This window comes from Halorubrum sp. SD683, assembly GCF_002135045.1.
GTDB lineage: Archaea > Halobacteriota > Halobacteria > Halobacteriales > Haloferacaceae > Halorubrum > Halorubrum ezzemoulense.
In genome coordinates this window covers 1-18291 of the sequence record NZ_NEWJ01000051.1, presented here as the reverse complement: position 1 = coordinate 18291, position 18291 = coordinate 1, and the positions used below count along the sequence as shown (strand labels likewise).

The 18291-nt window shown below is 69.8% G+C and carries 20 protein-coding genes and 2 tRNA genes; 16 read left to right on the top strand and 6 right to left on the bottom strand.

What is annotated here, in order from left to right; genetic code table 11:
• Positions 1-258: 258 nt before the first annotated feature.
• The 7 genes from B9G49_RS11990 to B9G49_RS11965 all read left to right on the top strand — a co-directional run bounded on the left by B9G49_RS11990 (position 259) and on the right by B9G49_RS11965 (position 7242).
• Positions 259-1791, top strand: a complete 1533-nt coding sequence (locus B9G49_RS11990) for a DNA primase (RefSeq protein WP_086216521.1) — start codon at positions 259-261, stop codon at positions 1789-1791.
• Between the two features lie 118 nt (positions 1792-1909).
• The gene (locus B9G49_RS11985; RefSeq protein ID WP_086216520.1) at positions 1910-3199 is read left to right on the top strand and encodes an adenosylhomocysteinase; all 1290 of its coding nucleotides are present in this window, start codon (positions 1910-1912) and stop codon (positions 3197-3199) included.
• A 70-nt stretch (positions 3200-3269) separates the two neighbouring features.
• Positions 3270-3419 carry a hypothetical protein gene (locus tag B9G49_RS16800; RefSeq protein ID WP_167373095.1) on the top strand — a complete coding sequence of 50 codons (150 nt, stop codon included), beginning with the start codon at positions 3270-3272 and terminating at the stop codon, positions 3417-3419.
• Positions 3420-3508: 89 nt separating this feature from the next.
• On the top strand, positions 3509-4267 hold the full coding sequence (nucS, locus tag B9G49_RS11980; protein ID WP_049932852.1) for an endonuclease NucS: 759 nt from the start codon (positions 3509-3511) through the stop codon (positions 4265-4267).
• 128 nt (positions 4268-4395) lie between these two features.
• Positions 4396-4926 carry a 50S ribosomal protein L16 gene (locus tag B9G49_RS11975; protein WP_004599151.1) on the top strand — a complete coding sequence of 177 codons (531 nt, stop codon included), beginning with the start codon at positions 4396-4398 and terminating at the stop codon, positions 4924-4926.
• 141 nt (positions 4927-5067) lie between these two features.
• A complete protein-coding gene (locus tag B9G49_RS11970; protein WP_086216519.1) occupies positions 5068-7122 on the top strand; it encodes a DEAD/DEAH box helicase in 2055 nt (684 codons plus the stop codon).
• Between the two features lie 49 nt (positions 7123-7171).
• Positions 7172-7242, top strand: a tRNA-Pro gene (locus B9G49_RS11965).
• A 393-nt stretch (positions 7243-7635) separates the two neighbouring features.
• Here B9G49_RS11965 and B9G49_RS11960 read toward each other — a convergent pair.
• A complete protein-coding gene (locus B9G49_RS11960; RefSeq protein ID WP_394334821.1) occupies positions 7636-8784 on the bottom strand; it encodes a DNA cytosine methyltransferase in 1149 nt (382 codons plus the stop codon).
• Positions 8785-8913: 129 nt separating this feature from the next.
• The gene (locus B9G49_RS11955; RefSeq protein ID WP_086216517.1) at positions 8914-9522 is read right to left on the bottom strand and encodes a carbonic anhydrase; all 609 of its coding nucleotides are present in this window, start codon (positions 9520-9522) and stop codon (positions 8914-8916) included.
• Between the two features lie 218 nt (positions 9523-9740).
• Between B9G49_RS11955 and B9G49_RS11950 the strand changes: the two genes are divergently transcribed.
• Positions 9741-9814, top strand: a tRNA-Phe gene (locus B9G49_RS11950).
• Between the two features lie 41 nt (positions 9815-9855).
• On the opposite strand, the gene B9G49_RS16795 is transcribed toward B9G49_RS11950, so the two are convergent.
• Positions 9856-10026, bottom strand: a complete 171-nt coding sequence (locus B9G49_RS16795; protein ID WP_167373096.1) for a hypothetical protein — start codon at positions 10024-10026, stop codon at positions 9856-9858.
• A gap of 60 nt (positions 10027-10086) precedes the next feature.
• Here B9G49_RS16795 and B9G49_RS11945 point away from each other — a divergent pair, with 60 nt between their 5' ends.
• Positions 10087-10824: an HAD family hydrolase gene (locus tag B9G49_RS11945; protein ID WP_086216516.1), complete on the top strand. Its 738-nt coding sequence runs from the start codon at positions 10087-10089 to the stop codon at positions 10822-10824.
• Positions 10821-11816: a phosphotransferase family protein gene (locus tag B9G49_RS11940; protein ID WP_086216515.1), complete on the top strand. Its 996-nt coding sequence runs from the start codon at positions 10821-10823 to the stop codon at positions 11814-11816. Before B9G49_RS11945 ends, B9G49_RS11940 begins: the two co-directional genes overlap by 4 nt.
• A 23-nt stretch (positions 11817-11839) precedes the next feature.
• Here the strand turns inward: B9G49_RS11940 and B9G49_RS11935 are convergent, their stop codons facing one another.
• On the bottom strand, positions 11840-12397 hold the full coding sequence (locus B9G49_RS11935; protein ID WP_233125207.1) for a hypothetical protein: 558 nt from the start codon (positions 12395-12397) through the stop codon (positions 11840-11842).
• A 212-nt stretch (positions 12398-12609) separates the two neighbouring features.
• Between B9G49_RS11935 and B9G49_RS11930 the strand changes: the two genes are divergently transcribed.
• Positions 12610-12804 carry a cold-shock protein gene (locus tag B9G49_RS11930; protein WP_004599158.1) on the top strand — a complete coding sequence of 65 codons (195 nt, stop codon included), beginning with the start codon at positions 12610-12612 and terminating at the stop codon, positions 12802-12804.
• A 185-nt stretch (positions 12805-12989) separates the two neighbouring features.
• Here the strand turns inward: B9G49_RS11930 and B9G49_RS11925 are convergent, their stop codons facing one another.
• Positions 12990-13304 (bottom strand): 2Fe-2S iron-sulfur cluster-binding protein, encoded by a 315-nt coding sequence (locus B9G49_RS11925; RefSeq protein WP_086216513.1) that lies wholly within the window; start codon positions 13302-13304, stop codon positions 12990-12992.
• A 161-nt stretch (positions 13305-13465) separates the two neighbouring features.
• On the opposite strand from B9G49_RS11925, the gene B9G49_RS11920 reads away from it, so the two are divergent.
• From B9G49_RS11920 to B9G49_RS11905, 4 genes are all read left to right on the top strand, one after another.
• The gene (locus B9G49_RS11920; protein WP_086216512.1) at positions 13466-14578 is read left to right on the top strand and encodes a hypothetical protein; all 1113 of its coding nucleotides are present in this window, start codon (positions 13466-13468) and stop codon (positions 14576-14578) included.
• 86 nt (positions 14579-14664) lie between these two features.
• On the top strand, positions 14665-15048 hold the full coding sequence (locus B9G49_RS11915) for a DUF5611 family protein (RefSeq protein ID WP_049932860.1): 384 nt from the start codon (positions 14665-14667) through the stop codon (positions 15046-15048).
• A gap of 257 nt (positions 15049-15305) precedes the next feature.
• The gene (locus B9G49_RS11910) at positions 15306-15764 is read left to right on the top strand and encodes a universal stress protein (protein WP_086216511.1); all 459 of its coding nucleotides are present in this window, start codon (positions 15306-15308) and stop codon (positions 15762-15764) included.
• Between the two features lie 90 nt (positions 15765-15854).
• Entirely contained in the window at positions 15855-16832 is a 978-nt protein-coding gene (locus B9G49_RS11905; protein WP_049932862.1) for an ROK family protein, read from the top strand.
• Positions 16833-16859: 27 nt separating this feature from the next.
• On the opposite strand, the gene B9G49_RS11900 is transcribed toward B9G49_RS11905, so the two are convergent.
• The gene (locus tag B9G49_RS11900) at positions 16860-17870 is read right to left on the bottom strand and encodes a PrsW family intramembrane metalloprotease (RefSeq protein WP_049932863.1); all 1011 of its coding nucleotides are present in this window, start codon (positions 17868-17870) and stop codon (positions 16860-16862) included.
• Between the two features lie 139 nt (positions 17871-18009).
• Between B9G49_RS11900 and B9G49_RS11895 the strand changes: the two genes are divergently transcribed.
• The coding region (locus B9G49_RS11895) for a hypothetical protein (RefSeq protein WP_086216510.1) at positions 18010-18291 on the top strand (282 nt) is incomplete at its 3' end.

Sequence of the window (18291 nt, the reverse complement as noted above, 5' to 3'; positions counted from 1 at the left end):
CAAAGGGGCAGCCACGGGGGCTTTGGGCGTGTTCTCTGCGGGAGCGACTCGGAATACGACCGGAGAAACGTGTCGCGCGCGAGCGACGACCGAGCCGAATCGGGGGCGAACTCTGGGGGATCACGACCGAGATACTCGCGTTAACGGCGATCAATCAAAACAGACGCAACAGCGCCGTTAACCCGGATACAAACCGGATTAAACCGCGTTAAGCGACTTCGCTTTTTATACCGAAAGGGAGACTGGACCCGAGTGGACATGAGCGAACGCACGAGAGCGATCCTACTGGCCGCAGTCGTCGCGCTCGGCGCCGTGACGGGCGTCGCGGCGACGGGCGTCGCGGCCGCCGACGGCGGCCTCGAAGTGGCCGTCGACGACGCGGACGGCGAACCGACGGTCACGGTGACCGAGAACGACACCGCGGTCGAGAACGCGACGGTCGTCGTGAGCGTCGTCGACGATGACGACGAGAACGCGTCGTACGCGGGGACCGGCGAGTACGAGACCGACGCGAACGGCACGGTCGACCTTCCCGCCGCCGAGGAGGACGTCACCGTCGCGGTGACCGCCGCCGCGGGCGACGACACCGCCTCGACGACGGTCGACCTCGAAGCGCCCGACGGCCTCGAACTCGACGTGGCGAACGCCGAGAGCGAGCCCGTCGTCACAGTGACGAACGACGACGACCCGGTCGAGAACGCCTCGGTGAACGTCACGGCCGTCGACGAGAACGCCTCCTACGCCGGCGCGGGCGAGTACGAGACCGACGCGAACGGCACGGTGACGCTGCCGGCCGCCGAGGAGGACGTGACGGTGAACGTCACGGCCGAATACGACAACGAGAGCGCCTCGGAGACGGTCGACATCGAGGCGCCCGACGGCCTCGAAGTGGCCGTCGACGACACCGACGGCGAGCCCGTCGTCACGGTCACCGACGACGACACCGCGGTCGAGAACGCCTCGGTGACCGTCGCGACCGTCGACGAGAACGCCACCTACGCCGGCGCGGGCGAGTACGAGACGGACCAAGACGGAACCGTCGGCCTCCCGGCCGCCGAGGAGAACGTCACGGTCGAGGTGACCGCCGCGTACGAGGGCGAGAGCGTCTCGACGACCGTCGACCTCACCGTCGGCGACGAGGACGAGGCCGAGGGGCAGCCGTTCGGCCAGCTCGTCCGGGAGTTCATCGAGGACATCGAGGACCGCGAGGGCGGCATCGGTGGCGCGGTCTCCGACTTCGTGACGGAGAACAACCCCGGTAACGCCCCGGACCACGCGGGCGGCCCCGGCGGTCCGGACGACGCGGACGATGGCGACGACGCCGAGAACGAGACCGACGCGCCCGGTAACGCGCCCGATCACGCCGGTCCCGACGGTGAGGATGACGACGAGCGCGGCCCGCCGTCCGACGCCGGCCCCGACCGCGAGGAGGACGGCGACGATGCCGAGGAGACCGAGGCTGATGCTGAAGACGACGACGCCGACGAAGAGGGCGAGGACGCCGACGAGGACGAAGAGGACGAGGAGAGCGCGGAAGACGAAGAGGACGAGGAGAGCGAGGAAGACGAGGCTGAAGACGACGCCGACGAGGAGAGCGAGGAAGACGAGGCTGAAGACGAAGCGGACGAGGAGGAAACGGAAGCCGACGAGGACGCTGACGAAGACGAAGCGGACGAGGAGGAAACGGAAGCCGACGAGGACGCTGACGAAGACGAAGCGGACGAGGAAGCCGACGATGACGACGGCGAGGGCGGACCGCCGGACCACGCTGGCGGCCCGGGCGGGAACTGACGACGCGGTCCGCAGCTCGGTTCGGTAACGCGGGCGACGGTCGCCGAGACCGACTCTCATTTTGCGGACGCACTCCGGTGTCGGCAGGGTTTAGTGCGCCGTGAGCGAACCGAGAGGTATGAGCGAAACCGCGTATCCGCCGGTGTCACAGCACCTCTCCGACGTCGATGCGGCCCGGGAAGAGGGCCGCCGGAAGATGGACTGGGCGCTCCAGCACATGCCGATATTGAACGCGCTGCGCGAGGAGTTCGTCGACGAGCAGCCGCTCGCCGGCGAGACGATCGCGATGGCGATGCACGTCGAGGCGAAGACGGCGAACCTCGTCGAACTGCTCGCCGAGGGCGGCGCCGAGGTGGCGATCACCGGGTGTAACCCCCTCTCGACGCACGACGACGTGTCGGCCGCGCTCGACGACCACGAGTCGATCACCTCCTACGCCGTGCGGGGCGTCGACGACGACGAGTACTACGACGCGATGCACGCCTGCATCGCCCACGAGCCGACCGTCACCGTCGACGACGGGATGGACATGGTGAAACTCGTCCACGAGGAATACCCCGACCTGATCGACTCCATCGTCGGCGGCGCCGAGGAGACGACCACGGGCGTCGACCGCCTGCGCGCGATGGACGCCGACGGCGAGCTCCACTACCCCGTCTTCGCCGTCAACGACACGCCGATGAAGCAGCTGTTCGACAACGTCCACGGCACGGGCGAGTCGTCGCTCGCGACCATCGCGATGACGACGAACCTCTCGTGGGCCGGGAAGAACGTCGTCGTCGGTGGCTACGGCCAGTGCGGGAAGGGCGTCGCCAAGAAGGCGTCCGGGCAGAACGCGAACGTCATCGTCTGCGAGGTCGACCCGCGGAAGGCGCTCGAAGCGCACATGGAGGGGTACGAGGTGCTCCCCATGGAGGAGGCCGCCGCGAAGGGCGACGTGTTCATCACGACGACGGGCAACCGCGACGTGATCACCCGCGAGCACTTCGCGGAGATGAGCGACGGCGTCCTGCTCGCGAACGCCGGCCACTTCGACGTGGAGGTGAACCTCGACGACCTCGACGACCTCGCCGTGGACCGCTACGAGGTCCGCGACGGCGTCGAGGGGTTCGAGATGCCCGACGGCCGCGTCCTCAACGTCATCGCGGAGGGCCGCCTCGTCAACCTCGCCGCGCCCATCGCCTTAGGCCACCCGGTCGAGGTGATGGACCAGAGCTTCGGCGTTCAGGCGGTCGTCGTCCGCGAGCTCGCCGCCAACGGCGACGCGTACGACGCCGGCGTCCACGACGTGCCCAACGAGCTCGATCGCGAGGTGGCGGACATCAAGCTCGCCGCCGAGGGCGTCGAGTACGACGACCTCAGCGACGAGCAGCGCGAGTACATGGGGAGCTGGGAACACGGGACCTGACCCGGCCGGACGGCGACCGCCGAGCCCGCCGGTTCGACCCGCTTTTGTGCCGCGCGACCGTACCGGACGTATGAATCTCACCGCGGTGTTACACTCCGGATTCGGTGTCTCGGTGTTAGCCGGAATCCTCGTCTCCGACACGACGCTTCGCGTCGCCGCGTTCGCGCTCGGCGCGGTCCTCTTCGTCGCCGGCATTGTCGTGTCGCGGCGCGGCGACTGAGACGAGCCGAACGGCGCGTCGCCTCGCCGAACGGTGACGACCGGCCCCGGCTCGCGTCCTTTTTCCCCCGCGACCGCTTACGAGAGCCAGTGACAGTCACGAGCGTCCACGACCCGAGCCACCGCGAGGCCCTCTGGGAGCTGGAGGACGCCTTCGAGCGCGGCGACCTGATCAGCGTCTTCGGCCGCTGTACGGTCAGCTACGAGGGGCGTGCGGCCTCGGACCTGGGCGCCGGCGACCGACTGCTCGTGTTGAAGCCCGACGGCGCCGCCCTCGTCCACACCGACGAGGGGCGGCAACCCGTCAACTGGCAGCCGCCGGGGTCGGAACACCGCGCCGCGGTGCGCGAGGGACGGCTGCGCGTGCGCTCGACGCGGAGCAACCCCGACGAGACCCTGACCGTCCGCTTCGCGGCCGTCGACCAGCTCTCCGCGATGGCCGTGACCGGCGGCCGCGACCTCACGCTCCACGGGAGCGAGGAGGACCTCCGGACCCGAATCTTGGAGCGCCCCGACCTCGTCGAGCCCGGGTTCGAGCCCCGCGAGACCGAACGCCCGTCCAGCGCCGGTCCGATGGACGTCTTCGGCGTTGACGCCGACGGCACGCCGGTCGTCGTCGAGCTGAAGCGCCGCCGGGTCGGTCCGGACGCCGTGGGACAGCTCGCGCGGTACGTCCGGGCGCTCCGCGAGGAGTTGGGGATCGAGGCGAACGACGGCGAGACCGACGACGCGGACTCGCCGGAGGTGCGCGGGATCTTAGTCGCCCCGTCGGTCACCGACCGCGCCGCGGAGCGGCTCGCGGAGCGCGGCTTCGACCACGTCGCGCTCGAACCGACGCCGGAGGAGTGAGCGGGCGGCGTGTCAACGCAGACCGCAATCCGGCGGATCGCCGGCGCTGACTCCCTGAGGAGCCGCGGCGGACGCCTCGCTATCGAAGGGTTTATCGCCGCAGCGCGGGCTACATCGGACAAGTAGCCATGTCTGACAAACCCGCCTCTATGTATCGGACGATCGACAAGCCGTCGTACACCCGCCGCGAGTACATCACGGGTATCCCCGGCTCGAAGATCGCCCAGCACAACATGGGCGACCTCTCCGCGGAGCCGGACGACTACCCCGTCCAGATCAGCCTCCGCGTCGAGGAGGAGCTCCAGGTTCGACACGGGTCGCTGGAGAGCGCGCGCCTCTCGGCGAACCGCCACCTGATCAAGGAGCTCGGCGAGGGCAACTACAAGATGACCCTCCGCAAGTTCCCCCACCAGGTCATCCGAGAGAACAAGCAGGCGACCGGCGCCGGCGCGGACCGCGTCTCCGACGGGATGCGCCAGGCGTTCGGCAAGCCCGTCGGCACCGCCGCGCGGCTCAACAAGGACGACGTCGTGTTCACCGCCTACTGCGACGTCGAGCAGGCCTCCGTCGTGAAGGAGGCGTTCCGCCGCGCGTACAACAAGCTCTCCCCGCCGTGCCGGATCACGGTCGACCGCGGCGAGAAGCTGCTCGTCTCGTAGACCCCTCGACCCCGACCCCGTCCGTGAGGCGGGTTTTTCTCCGCGCGTTCGCGTGACGTAGCCGCGGCGCCGCGTGTCTCCGAACCGGTTCCGATCCCCGAGCCGAACACCTGAAATACCTCGCTCGCGTACCGCACGGCAGTGTCACAGCAGCTGGCCGAGGTCGAGACGCTGTTCCTCCACGAGGCGCGGAGCGACTACACCGTCGTCGCGAACCGCGACGGCAAGCGCGTGCTCCGCGGGCGGCTCGAACTCAAGAAGACCTCCGCGGGCCCGCGCCCGGGGAAGTTCCGGGTGATCCGCGACGGGGAGGACCACCCCCGCCAGCCGGACGAGTTCGTCGACCTCGCGCGGGCGGCCGGTCGGATCCGCATCTCCGAGCAGACCTCGCCGGAGAACCGGACGCGGCTGAAGGAGATGCTCGACGGCTACCAGCTGGAGGCGACGGCGGTCCGGACCTGCCGGCGCTGCGCGAGCGACGGGCGCTACGGGCCGATCACGAGCGAGGACGCCATCGACCACAACGGCGAGCTGATCTGTCGGGACTGCGCCCGCCGGGAGCTAGAGCGGGAGCTGTCGTACAAAGGGGAGTTCACGGGCGCGGCCGAGGAGCGATTGGAGGAGCTGCTGTACGAGTCGGGCGACCTCGACCGGATCGTGAGTCTCCTCCAGGGCGGACTCGACCCCGACCTCACGAAGTACGACGAGGTGTCGGCGAACGTCGACGACGTCTCGCCCGTCCGGACCGAAGACTTGGACCTCCATCCGGACCTCTCTTCGCACCTCCAAGGCCGCTTCGAGGAGCTACTGCCGGTCCAGAGTCTCTCCGTGCGGAACGGCCTGCTCGACGGCGACGACCAGCTCGTGGTGAGCGCCACGGCGACGGGGAAGACGCTCGTCGGCGAGCTGACCGGGATCGACCGCGCGCTGAAGGGGGACGGGAAGCTGCTCTTCTTGGTCCCGCTCGTCGCGCTCGCCAACCAGAAGCACGAGGACTTCGAGGACCGCTACGGCGACCTGCTCGACGTCTCCATCCGGGTCGGCTCCTCGCGGGTGAACGACGACGGCAACCGCTTCGACCCGAACGCCGACGTGATCGTCGGCACCTACGAGGGGATCGACCACGCGCTCCGGACGGGCAAGGACCTCGGCGACGTGGGGACGGTCGTCATCGACGAGGTCCACACGCTGAAGGAGGGCCAGCGCGGCCACCGGCTCGACGGGCTCATCTCCCGGCTGAAGTACTACAGCGAGGACCGGATGGAGACCCGCGCGGGCTACGACGGGACGCAGTTCGTCTACCTCTCGGCGACCGTCGGGAACCCGGAGTGGCTCGCGGAGAAGCTCCGCGCGACGCTCATCGAGTACGAGGAGCGCCCGGTCCCCATCGAGCGCCACGTCACCTTCGCTGATAGCCGTGAGAAGGCCCAGATCGCCGACAAGCTCGTGAAACGCGAGTTCGACACGAAGTCGTCGAAGGGGTACCGCGGGCAGACGATCATCTTCACCAACTCGCGGCGGCGCTGTCACGAGATCAGCCGCAAGCTCCGGTACGACTCCGCGCCGTACCACGCCGGCCTCGACTACGGGCGCCGGAAGAAGGTCGAGCGCATGTTCGGGAATCAGGACCTCTCGGCGGTCGTCACCACCGCGGCGCTGGCGGCCGGCGTCGACTTCCCCGCCTCGCAGGTGATCTTCGACTCGCTGGCGATGGGGATCGAGTGGCTCTCCGTCCAGGAGTTCTCGCAGATGCTCGGGCGCGCCGGACGCCCGGACTACCACGACCGCGGCCGGGTCTACCTCCTCGTCGAGCCGGACGGCGTCTACCACGGGTCGATGGACCGCACGGAGGACGAGGTGGCGTTCACCCTGCTGAAAGGCGAGATGGAGGACGTGGCGACGCACTACGACGAGACCGCGGCCACCGAGGAGACGCTCGCGAACGTCGTCGTCGCCGGCAAGAAGGCGAAGCGCCTCAACGACCGGATGATCGGCGAGGTCCCCACCAAGCACGCGCTCGGGAAGCTGCTGGAGTGGAACTTCATCGACGGCTTCGAGCCGACGCCGCTCGGCCGCGGGGTGACGCGGCACTTCCTCGCGCCCGACGAGGCGTTCTTCATCCTCGACTCGGTCCGGAAGGGGACCGACCCGTACGACATCGTCGCCGACCTCGAACGGCGCGACGACGAGGAGTGACGACGCGCAACGAAACCCTTTAGCGGCTCTTCGGGGTATGTAGGAGTACGGGACCGTGGGTTAGTGGTATACTCCGAGCCTTGGGTGCTCGTGACCCCGGTTCGAATCCGGGCGGTCCCATTCTGCTGTTGCGAACAATCCGTGAGCAGTGGCGACTATTTACAAATAAGAGGCGGTGGCGCGTGCCTGCGAGGCCGCCCCGCGGCCGAGCAGCACGCGCGAGGGAGTCAGTCACCGGAGCGAAGCGGAGGCGACTGACGAGGCTGGGGAGGTGTGAGGTGCGGTCGCGGTGCGGGGTGGGACTCAAAAGGGCAGCCGGGAGGCGGGCGCAGGTGACGCAAGCACCGCAGTGAGGGAGCGAACGGAGTGACGAGGAGCGCAGCGAGCGTGCGCCCGCCTCCCGGCTGGGACTTTGGAGGTGTTCACCACTGATCCACCGGCGCCTGTTTATAAATAGACCGCCAGGATTTTGAAATTCCGCACCGCACCACCGATCACTATTTAAAAACGATCTCAGGCCAAGTCAGTCAGCGACTGCTGTTCGTACACGTCGGGGTCGGCGGGGGGCGCGTCCCGGATCTCGGGGTAGTACTCCAGCAGCTGCGTCGCCAGCTCCTCGCCGAGCCGGACCGGGACGGCGTTGCCGATCTGTTTCATCACGTCGGTCTTCGTCCCCTCGAAGACGAACTCGTCGGGGAACGTCTGGAGCCGAGCCATCTCGCGGGGCGTGAGGTACCGGTCCTCACTGGGGTGGATGAAGACGTTCGTGCTCACCGTCAGCGACGGCTCCTCGGGGTCGAGCCGGCGGAGGTACGTCCCGTACCGCTTGACGATCTCCGGCTCGTGCGGGCAGGTGTCGGTGTCCTCGCAGTCGCACTGGTACTTCTTCGTCTTCAGGCGGTCGGGGAGGTCGCGGTAGTAACCGCCCGGGGGAACGTGACGGATGCGTTCGAGCGTCTTCTCGCCGGTGTCGGCGTACGTCATGTTCGGGAGGTCGTCGGTCGCGTCCGCGAGCGCCTCGCCGGCGGTGCGCCAGTGCCCCTCAGGCGTCGTCGGCTCAGGAAAGCGGATCGGCACGTCGCGATTGGTGCCCATGAAGAAGATCCGGCGGCGCTTCTGGGGGACGCCGTACTGTTCGGCCTCCAGCACTCGGTACTCGCACTTGTAGCCGTGCGCCGCGAACTCGTCGACGATGAGGTCTTTCACGTACCGGTCGTCACTGGTCTGGCGGTTGATCAGGTCGCGGACGTTCTCCATCAACACCAACTGTGGTTCGAGGACGGAGACGACCCGGAGGAACTCCTCGAACAGCGTGTTCCGGCGGTCCTTCTCCATCTCGTCGAGCTCGATCTGCTCGTTGTTGAGCCGGCTGAACCCCTGACAGGGCGGCCCGCCGATCACCACGTCGACGCCGTCAGGGTCGTAGCCCGCGCCCGCGGCCGCCTCGCGGATCGCCGGGGCGTCAAGTTCGCGCACGTCCCCTTCGAGGAACTCGGTGTCGGCGAAGTTCCGTCGGTACGTCTCCGCCGCGGGCTCCCACTGGTCGCTCCCGAGGGCCACGTCGAAGCCCGCCCGCTCGAATCCCAAGTCGAGGCCGCCGCAGCCGGAGAAGAAGCCGGCGACCACCGGCGCGTCAGCGTCGGCGTCAGCGCCCACCGGGATCACCTCGGCGATGCGGGGACACGCGTGCTCGATCCATTTCGTGCCTCGATTCGCCGCGGGCGCATAAAAGCGTCACACCTCAGGCCGGGACGGCAGGTTCGCTGGCGGCCGGCGCGTCGTCGTCCGGCGTCAGGCCCGCCGCTCGCTGATCTCCTCGGCGATCCGCTCGTCGGGGCGGCGGAGCTCGCCGGACTCGACCTCGTAGACGTAGCCGGAGACGGTGGTGTCGTCCGGGATGAACGCGGACTCGCGGAGGTACTCGACCTGCGCGGCGCAGGCCGCGTCGATGTCGTCGGTCATCTTCACCCAGTCGAGGAGGTCGGCGTCGCCGATCGTGAGCTCCGGCAGCGACGGGTCGAGGTCCGCGGCGTCGATGTCGCCCGTCTCGGCTTCGAGCCCCTCGCGGATCGCCTCGTCGGGCGCGCTCATCATCCCGCAGTCGGTGTGGTTGATAACGACGATCTCGTCGGTGTCGAAGAAGTTCGTCGTGAGCGCGGTCGACCGGATCACGTCGTCGGTCACCTTCCCGCCGGCGTTGCGGAACACCTGCGCGTCGCCGAGGTCGATGCCGAGCGCCTCCTCGATCGGGATTCGCTCGTCCATACAGGCGACGACGAGGAGGTTCTTATCGGTCGGGATCCCTTTCCGGCGGCGGCGCGCCCAGTCGTCGCGCTCGTCGACCGCGGCGTCGAGATGTTCGTGGTGCGCGTCGTGGTCGGCGTGGTCGTGCGATGGCATCGCTCGATCGGAGGGGTGGGAGAAAGGGGATCGTTGCGAAAACCGAGATCCCCGCCGTCGACGCGGATCGGCGGCGATATCGTCCGATATCGAGGACGCGTGGCAGATCGGTCGATCCGGATTCGACCGACGCGGGCGGGCCGAGGCGTCGACCGAGGCGGTCCGCCCGCGGCCTTTCGAAATCCTTTTGTCCCGAATCGGCATTGATGTGAGTGCGAGCCGCCTTAGCTCAGACTGGGAGAGCACTCGACTGAAGATCGAGCTGTCCCCCGTTCAAATCGGGGAGGCGGCATATTCTGAACCCGCGAGCGACAGCGAGCGGACGACCGCGGGTCACTCGTCGTCGACGAGGACGGTCGCGAGGCGGTCGCCGCAGTGCGGGCAGTTCAGCGTCTGCCAGGTGTCGGGATCCAGATCGCCGAACGGCTCGGACCGGCGCGCGTCCGCGGCGGCGACGCTCGCGCCGCAGGTCTCGCAGTCGTGGGTGTCGTCGGGATCGGTCATCGCCGGGCGTACGGGCGCCTCGGCGAAACCGACTTCGCCGCGCGGCGCCTCCGATCGTCCATGAGCCGGTTCGCGGCGGTGGCGTTCGACCTCGACGACACGCTGTGCCGCCACGACCACGACGTGGACGCCCTTTACCGCCGGGCGTTCGAGGAGGCGGGCGTGGAGCCGTTCGGCGAGCCGGAGGAGCTGTGGCCCCTCCTCGACGGCCCGCCGGACCCCGACGATCGCGTCGGCTACCTCGGCGCGGGGTTCGCGCGGTTGGCGGCGCAACACGGGAGAGACGTGGACCCCGTCGCGCTCGCGGCGGCGTTCGAGGCGGTCGCGGACGAGTCGCGGGTGGCGTACCTACCGGGCGCGACCGAGGCGCTGGCGGCCGCGGCGGCGGCGGGTCCCGTGGGCGTGCTCACGAACGGTCCCGAGGACCGCCAGCGGGCGAAGATCGAGGCGCTCGGGTTGGACGATCTCGTCGACGCGATCGTGTACGCCGGGGACCTGCCCCGCCGGAAGCCGCACGCGGAACCGTTCGAGCGGCTGACCGCGGCGCTGTCGGTCGATGCCGAAGAGACGCTGTACGTCGGGAACTCGCTGTCGTACGACGTCGCGGGCGCGCACAACGCCGGGCTCCGGTCCGCGTGGCTCCGCGCGAGTCCCGACGACGCGCCCGGCGCGTACGGGCCGGACCACGTCGTCGACTCGTTAGCGGAGATCGCGGACCTGCTGGCCGAGGGGCGCGGAGCCGACGGCCGCGAGCCCGGAGGCGAAGCAGCGGCGACCGGGCCGGAGGAGAGTCGGTGAGCGACGCGGTCAGGGGTCGCGCCCTCGCCAAGGCGAGACCGGGGGCGACGGTCGCGAGCGTCGAACCGCTCGGGCGGGGGAACCGCAAGCGGACGGAGGTGGTGCGATTCGAGAGCGCCGCGCCGGTGGTCGTCCAACGCTCCGAAACGCCGGCCGCGACCCGGACCGAGGCGGCGCTGCTGACGGCGATCGGCAATCGGACGGGCGTGCCAGTTCCCCGGCCGCTCGGCGAGGGCGTCGCCGACGGGACGGGGTGGTTCGTGACGCCGCTGGTCGACGGCGCGGGCGTCCGCGGGGCGTTCGTCGACCGCGGGCCGGCGGACCGGCGGGGGGTCGCGCGGGCGTTCGGCCGCTGGCTCGCGGCGCTCCACGAGCCGTTTCGGTTCTCGGGGTGCGGGCGGCTCGCGGTCGACGGCGCGGCGGGCGACGGAGCGATCGACGCGGAGTCGGTCCTCGGACGCGACGCGTCGCTGTCCGTCCGCAATCCGGTCGGCGCCGACGAGTGGCTCCGGGAGTTCGGGGAGCGACACGCCGACCGGCTCCCCGAGGAGTTCGACGGGCTCCGCGCTCGGCTTCGGGACGCGTTCCGGGAGTCGACCGCGTGCGACACCGATCCGCGGCTGTTCCCGTGGGACTTCCGCCCGGGGAACGCCCTCGTCGCGGACGGCGCGGTGACGGCCGTCCTCGACTGGGAGGCGCCGCTGGCCGCCCCGCGTGGCGTGTCGGTCGCGAAGACCGAACACCTCGTCGTCGACTGGTACGTGCCGGCGGCCGAGACCGGGCCGCTCAGGCGGGCGTTCCGCGACGGCTACGAGTCCGTCGCGCCGCTCCCGCGCGTCGAGCGTGCCCACCGCGCCGCGGCCGTCGCGAGCGCGGTCGTCGACGGCGAGGGCGTGGTGACGAACCCGCGCTACCCGCCGGTCGACCGCGACGCGGCGGTCGAGTTCCATCGACGGGCGCTTCGGCGCGCGCTGGACAACGGACCCGGATAGACCACTCCGAGACGAGGCGCCGGTCAGTACAGCGCCGTGGCTGCGAGGATGCCGGCGGTCTGGCCGAGGCCGACGAGCGCGATGCCCGCGACCGTCCCCGCCGCGGAGCCGGCGAACGCGGCGACGACCGCGCCCACGACCGAACACGCGGCCGCGGCGTGGTGGACGGTCGAGCGCGGGACCGTCGCGTCGCGAAGCCCCGTGTAGACGAACGCCGGCGCGGGCAGGAGCATCCAGCCGTAGAAGGCGACGGCGAGGAGCGCGCCGGCCGGGAGCGCGGCCGCGAGCCCGGCCCCGTCGCGTGCGAGGAACCCGAGGACGCCCGCGAGCGTGACCGGGGTCCCCGCGAGGATCACCAGCTTCCACGCGCGGAGGACTCCCGTCGCCATGTCGCGCCACGAGGCGACGACGAAGGCGACGAGCAGGGCGCTCATGACGACGTGCGCGACGAACAGCGCGTGGAGGGAGACCGCACCGAGGACCGTCGCCGCGGCGACGCCCCACGCCGCGGGGACCAGCAGCGCGGGGCCGTTCTCGCGGAGCGTGAGGGCGGGGCCGTCCGCTTGGTACTCGTGTGACACGTTGGTCGCTTCCGCGCCGAGGAATATAAACGTCGGCGTCCGGTGGGGCGCCGAAGAACGACACGATCCGGTCTCGCTCGCGCCGCGAATCTGTCGTTCGGACAGTGTTCGCTCATAAAGTTTCGGTTATTCGGAAACGATCGTCTAGAGAGAGTCGTGGTAACTGTACACTCGCAATCCTTATCACCCGACAGGGCCTCTCTCCATTCGCAATGGCGACCGGAAAGGTTGATTTCTTCAACGACACTGGCGGCTACGGATTTATCGAGACTGACGACGCGGACGACGACGTGTTCTTCCACATGGAAGACGTCGGCGGCCCGGACCTCGAAGAGGGCCAGGAGCTCGAGTTCGACATCGAGTCCTCCGAGAAGGGTCCCCGCGCGACGAACGTCGTTCGGCAGTAAGCCGATCCGAGAAGGTGGGTCGGTCCGGCTGACGCCGAACGCGACTCTGACACACGGTATCAAACGTTTTCGTCCGCGTCGCGGGCTCGCGTCCGCCGCGGTCGTATTTTACGCTCGACGAGCGCCCCGCTCGTCGCGTGCGCGCGTCGTACCCGGAGAAGAGATGAGAGCGACCGCGTCCGCGCTCAGATGTGTTGCCCGAAGAGCCCGCGGCCCTTCGTCACCTCGACGTCGCCCTCGACTTTCGTCTGACAGGAGAGGCGGACGTCGTGGTTCGGGTGGTGCGGCGGGAGCCAGAGGCGGGCCTTCTCCTTTGTGCTCGGCTCGCTGACCTCGCCGTCGACCTGGACCGCACAGGAGCCGCACGACCCGGAACCGCGGCAGTTGAGCTGTTCCATCTTGCCGTTGTAGACGGAGAGACCGGCCTCTTTGAGCACGTCGCGCAGATTGGCGCCCTGCTCGCACTCGATTTCCTCGCCCTTGTAGGATACAGTAGGCATGTCGACTCACGGTACGCGAGCGATCCACAAAAGAGTCTGTGTCCGCGGGGCGCGGCGACCGGAACCGCAAGCGCCGACCGCGCCACGCCCAGAAACGGTCGTGTGCCGAGCGTCGGACGCCGACGGGGCGTTTTTTACCCTCGGCACCGCAGGGTGGCACAATGGGACTCAGGTGTCTGCTCGGACACGACTTCGGCGAACCCGAACTCCAGCGCGAGCGCGAAGAGGAGGGCGACGAGGTCGTCACGACCGTCAAGGAGGTGAAGACCTGCGCTCGCTGCGGCGAGACGCAGATCGTCAGCGAGAATACCGAAGTGACGACGATGGAGCAGCTGGCGGACGAGGCCGCCGCGAACGCCGGCGGCGAGACCGCCGGCGCGTCGGCCGCGGCGCCGACGCGCGACGACGCCCCGGACGCTGCCGAGGAGGGCGCCGGACCCGGCACGGCGTCGGGAGGGGTCGGTGCGGCCGACGCCGGGACGGCGGACGAGGGCGTGACCCTCGACGAGGAGCCCGGAGCCGGGAGCGACGACGCGGTGATCCTCGACGACGGGGCCGCGGCCGACGAGCCGGCGGGGCCGACCGACGCCGCTCCGGCCGCGGACCGCGTCGACGCGGCGACGGGCGCGGCGGACGGTCCGAACGCGCCGGACGAGGCGGGCTCGCCGGACGGAGCAGCTCCGGCGGACGAGGACACGGAGGTGTTGGGCGCGGGCGGCGAGTCGGCGTCCGCGCCGTCGCCCCCGGCCGAGACCGAATCCGGTGCCCCCTCGGGCGACGAGGCGGACGCGGAGAGCGACGACGGCGTGATCCTCGACGAGGACGAGGAGCCGGCCGACGACCGGGAGCGGGGCGCGTGGCCGGAGGTCGACGATGAGGACGCCGGCGCCGACGGAGCGACCGCGTGGCCCGATCACGGCGGCGAAGACGAGGGGTTCAGCGCGGAGGTCGGTGAGGGCGGTGACGCCGACGTCGAGTTCGGCGGCGGGCTCACCCCGGAGGCCGCGGACGGGCGGGAAGAGCAAGAATCTGCGACGGAGTACGTCGAGGCGCCCGACGACGGCGAGGGCGCCACGTTCGACGCCGGCGGCGAGGACGGGACGGGGATCACCCGGGGCGAGAGCCCCGAGTTGGAGACGGTGGGCGACGACGCCCCGACGGAGTACTACTGTCCCGAGTGCGGGATGGTCCGGGCTGCGGACGGGAGTTCGATGCGCGCGGGAGACATCTGTCCGGAGTGTAAGCGCGGGTACGTCGACGAGCGTCCTCGGTAGGCGAAGCGGAAGCGGGCCGTTCGGGCCGAACCCGCCGAGCGGCCGTGACGAAACTGGTTTACGCCGGCCTGTCGAACGGTCGCGGCATGAAGGAGTACAAGATGCGCCGCGGCGAGCATCTGGACGACCGCATGCCGGACCTGAAGGGTTCGATCGAGGAGTACTTCGGCGAGGTCACCGGCACCGAGGAGTGGGAGGGGCACGAGCTGTACGTCGTCGCCGACCCCGACAACCCGGTGTTCGAGCGCATCGTCGCGGGCGCCGCCGAGTACGGGAGCAAGAAGGACAAGCTGGCGGTCCACTTCGAGGAGCGCCCCGCCGAGGACGTCATCGCGGAGGGGAACGCCGACGCCGCCGCGGACGCCGTCGACGCGAAAAACGACTTCCTCCTGGAGGCGACCGGGCGCGACGCGAAGTCGCGCCGCGACTCGCTGAAGCGCGAAGTCGAGGACGACGCCCCCGATTACTGAGCGGTTTCTGCGGCGACCGGTTCTCGTCCGTCGAGGAAAGCGCGGAGCCCGCTAGCGTCCCGCCCGCGCGACTGAACCCCGCGAGAGAGTTGTCACCGTCTTCGAAGCGTCGTCGCCTCCTCACGGGAAGCGTCATCGCCCGACGAGAATCGGCTCCACTCGGCGGTGAGACTGTCAGGATCGATCTGGTAAATATTTATTCAGATTTGAGTTAAAACTCCGGCAGTTTTAAGCCGTACGGGGACGAAACGGTGTGTATGAGCATTGAGACGGTCGTGCTGGCGGTCGGATCGGAGGACGGGAAACGCGTCGAGCGGCTCGCCGAGGAGATCATCTCCGTCGCCGAGCCGGCGGACGCCGAGGTCGTGTTGACCCACGTGTTCGACAGGGAGGAGTTCGACGAGACCAGCGTGAAGCTCGGGTTTGAGCCGGAGAGCGAGAGCTCGACGCCCGACGCCATCGCGGAGCGACACACCACCACCCGGAAGCTCTCGGAGGCGCTCTCCGAGGCCGGCGTGCGACACTCCGTCCGGGGCGCGGTGGGAGACCTCGCGGACGAGGTCGTCGAGACGGCCGAGGGCCTCGAAGCCGACCGCGTCGTGGTCGGCGGGCGGCGCCGCTCGCCGACCGGGAAGGCCGTCTTCGGCAGCGTCGCGCAGGAGGTCATGCTCTCTGCGCCGTGCCCGGTCACCTTCGTCCGCGAGCCGGCGTCGTAACGCGGTTTCGCGGTACGGACCCCGTTTGTTATTCACGGTCGACCGCGCGAAGCGTCCCGCTTAAGTGAGACGGGTCCGCGCTTACACCCGATGTACTACGTGGGCGTCGACCTCGGGGCGACGAACGTCCGGGCGGCCGTCGGCGACGAGAGCGCGGCGGTCCTCGGCTCCGCGTCGCGGGGTACGCCGCGGGGGCCGAACGGCATCGCCGTCACCGAGGCCGTGTTGGAGGTGGTCCGCGGGGCCTGTACGGACGCGGGAATCGCGCCGAGCGAGGCGGTCGCGGCCGGGATCGGCTCCATCGGTCCGCTCGATCTGGCGGAGGGGGTCGTCCAGGGGCCCGCGAACCTCCCGGACACGGTCGAGCGCATCCCGCTCGTCGGGCCGGTCGGTCGGCTGCTCGACACCGACGAGGTGTACCTCCACAACGACACCATCGCGGGCGTCATCGGCGAGCGGTTCCACTCCGAGCGCAACCCCGATGACATGGTGTATCTCACCATCTCCTCGGGGATCGGCGCGGGCGTTGCCGTCGACGGGAACGTCCTCTCTGGGTGGGACGGCAACGCCGGCGAGGTCGGCCACATGACCGTCGACCCGCACGGGTTCATGACCTGCGGCTGCGGGCTCGACGGCCACTGGGAGGGGTACTGCTCGGGCAACAACATCCCGAAGTACGCCCGGGAGCTCCACGAGGAGGACCCCATCGAGACGATCCTCCCGATCGAGGACCCCGACTTCTCCGCGGTCGACGTGTTCGAGGCGGCGGGCGAGGACACCTTCGCCGACCACGTGATCGACCAGGTCGCCCACTGGAACGCCATGGGGATCGCCAACATCATCCACGCGTACGCGCCGCTCGTCGTGAGCGTCGGCGGCGCGGTCGCGCTCAACAACCCCGACCGCGTCCTCGACCCGATCCGCGAGAAGCTCCCGGAGATGGTGTTCATCAACGTCCCGGAGGTTCGGCTCACCGACCTCGGCGACGACGTCGTGGTGAAAGGCGCCCTCGCGAGCGCGCTGACGGGCGGGACCGGCGACCGGGCGCGCGTCGAGAACGCGCCCTGACCGAGCGCGGCGACGACGGCCCGCGGGCTACTGCTCGAACTCGTCGAGCTCCGGTTCCACGTCGGCGCCGACCGCGTCGCGCGTGTCGAGGTACGCGTCGCGGTACCGCCAGATCTTCCGGAGGAGGACGTACCCGAACGCGCCCTGGAAGACGATGACGAAGCCGAACAGCGCGAGGACCTGCGGGAGGCCGAAGAGTCCCGCGGCGACGCCGGTCACCGGACCGACGAGCGTGTTGTACAGCGCGTGGATCGCCGCCGCGAGGACGAGCCCCTTGACGATGATCGGGCCGCGGTTCCCGGGATTGAACTTCGCGAGCCCGAGGTAGTAGCCCGCGAACGCCGAGTAGACGACGTGTCCCGGTCCCGCGAGCGCCCGGAGCGCGGCGATGCCGTCGCCGGCGCCCAGCGCCGCGATGCCGACCGTCAGCTCCGCCATGTCGACGTTCTGGGCGATGTACACGAAGTTCTCGATGACGACGAAGCCGAGCCCCGCGATGGCGCCGTAGACGGCGCCGTCGATGACGGCGTCGAAGCGGGCGTCGGTGTACGCGTACAGCCGCACCGCGAGCAGCTTCACCGACTCCTCTATCGGGCCGACGACGACGAAGAAGAACACGACGATTCCGAGGAAGCCGAGCGGCCGGAAGTACGGCTGGAGCACGCTGTTCAGGATCGCCGCGAACGTCGCGGTGAGGATAGAGAGGAGGAACGTCGCCACGAGGAGCGACAGCGGCTCGCCGGTCGTCACGTCCGAGACGTACACGTACGCGGCCAGCCCCAGAGCGGGGATCACGGAGAGCCCGAGGAGGACCGCGATGGCCGGGTCGAAGAGGAGCCCGAGTCCGAACGAGCCGAGGATCGCCAAGAGTCCGACGAACGCGACGAGGACGACCCCGGCCTTCGCGGAGCGCGTGAGGAGCCAGTACAGCGCGACCGACAGCCCGTCGAGGGAGGTGCGCTCCTCCCACGTCGCGACATCGTAGAGGTCGCGGTCGTCGTCGGCCCGAGACGCGATCGGGTCCTCGTCGCTTGGCATGGCCCCCGTTTCGCCCCCCGGTGACTTAACGGATTGGCGGAACCGGACGGACGCGCTGAGGCCGGTGGGCGGGATGCGTCACCGACCGCGCTCGCTCCGCGGCCGACAGGATTGAAACCGCGGCGGACGAAGGTCGGGTATGCACTTCGATCCGCGGGTCCAGCGCGCCCTGAAGGAGGCCGGGCTGGACGCCGACGCCGTCGCCGACGCCTCGGACCGAGTCGCCGAACTCGTCGCCCGCGACGCCGACCGCCTCCGAGAGTTCTTCGACGGCGACGACCCGTACTACTCGGACATGGAGATGGCGCACAGCGCGGCGTCGAGACAGGAGCACGCGAGCGCCGACGTGGACCTGTTCACCCACGGGAGCGACCTCCGCGGGTACCTCTCGCTCGACGGGTGGGGCGTCCCGGTCGAGGGC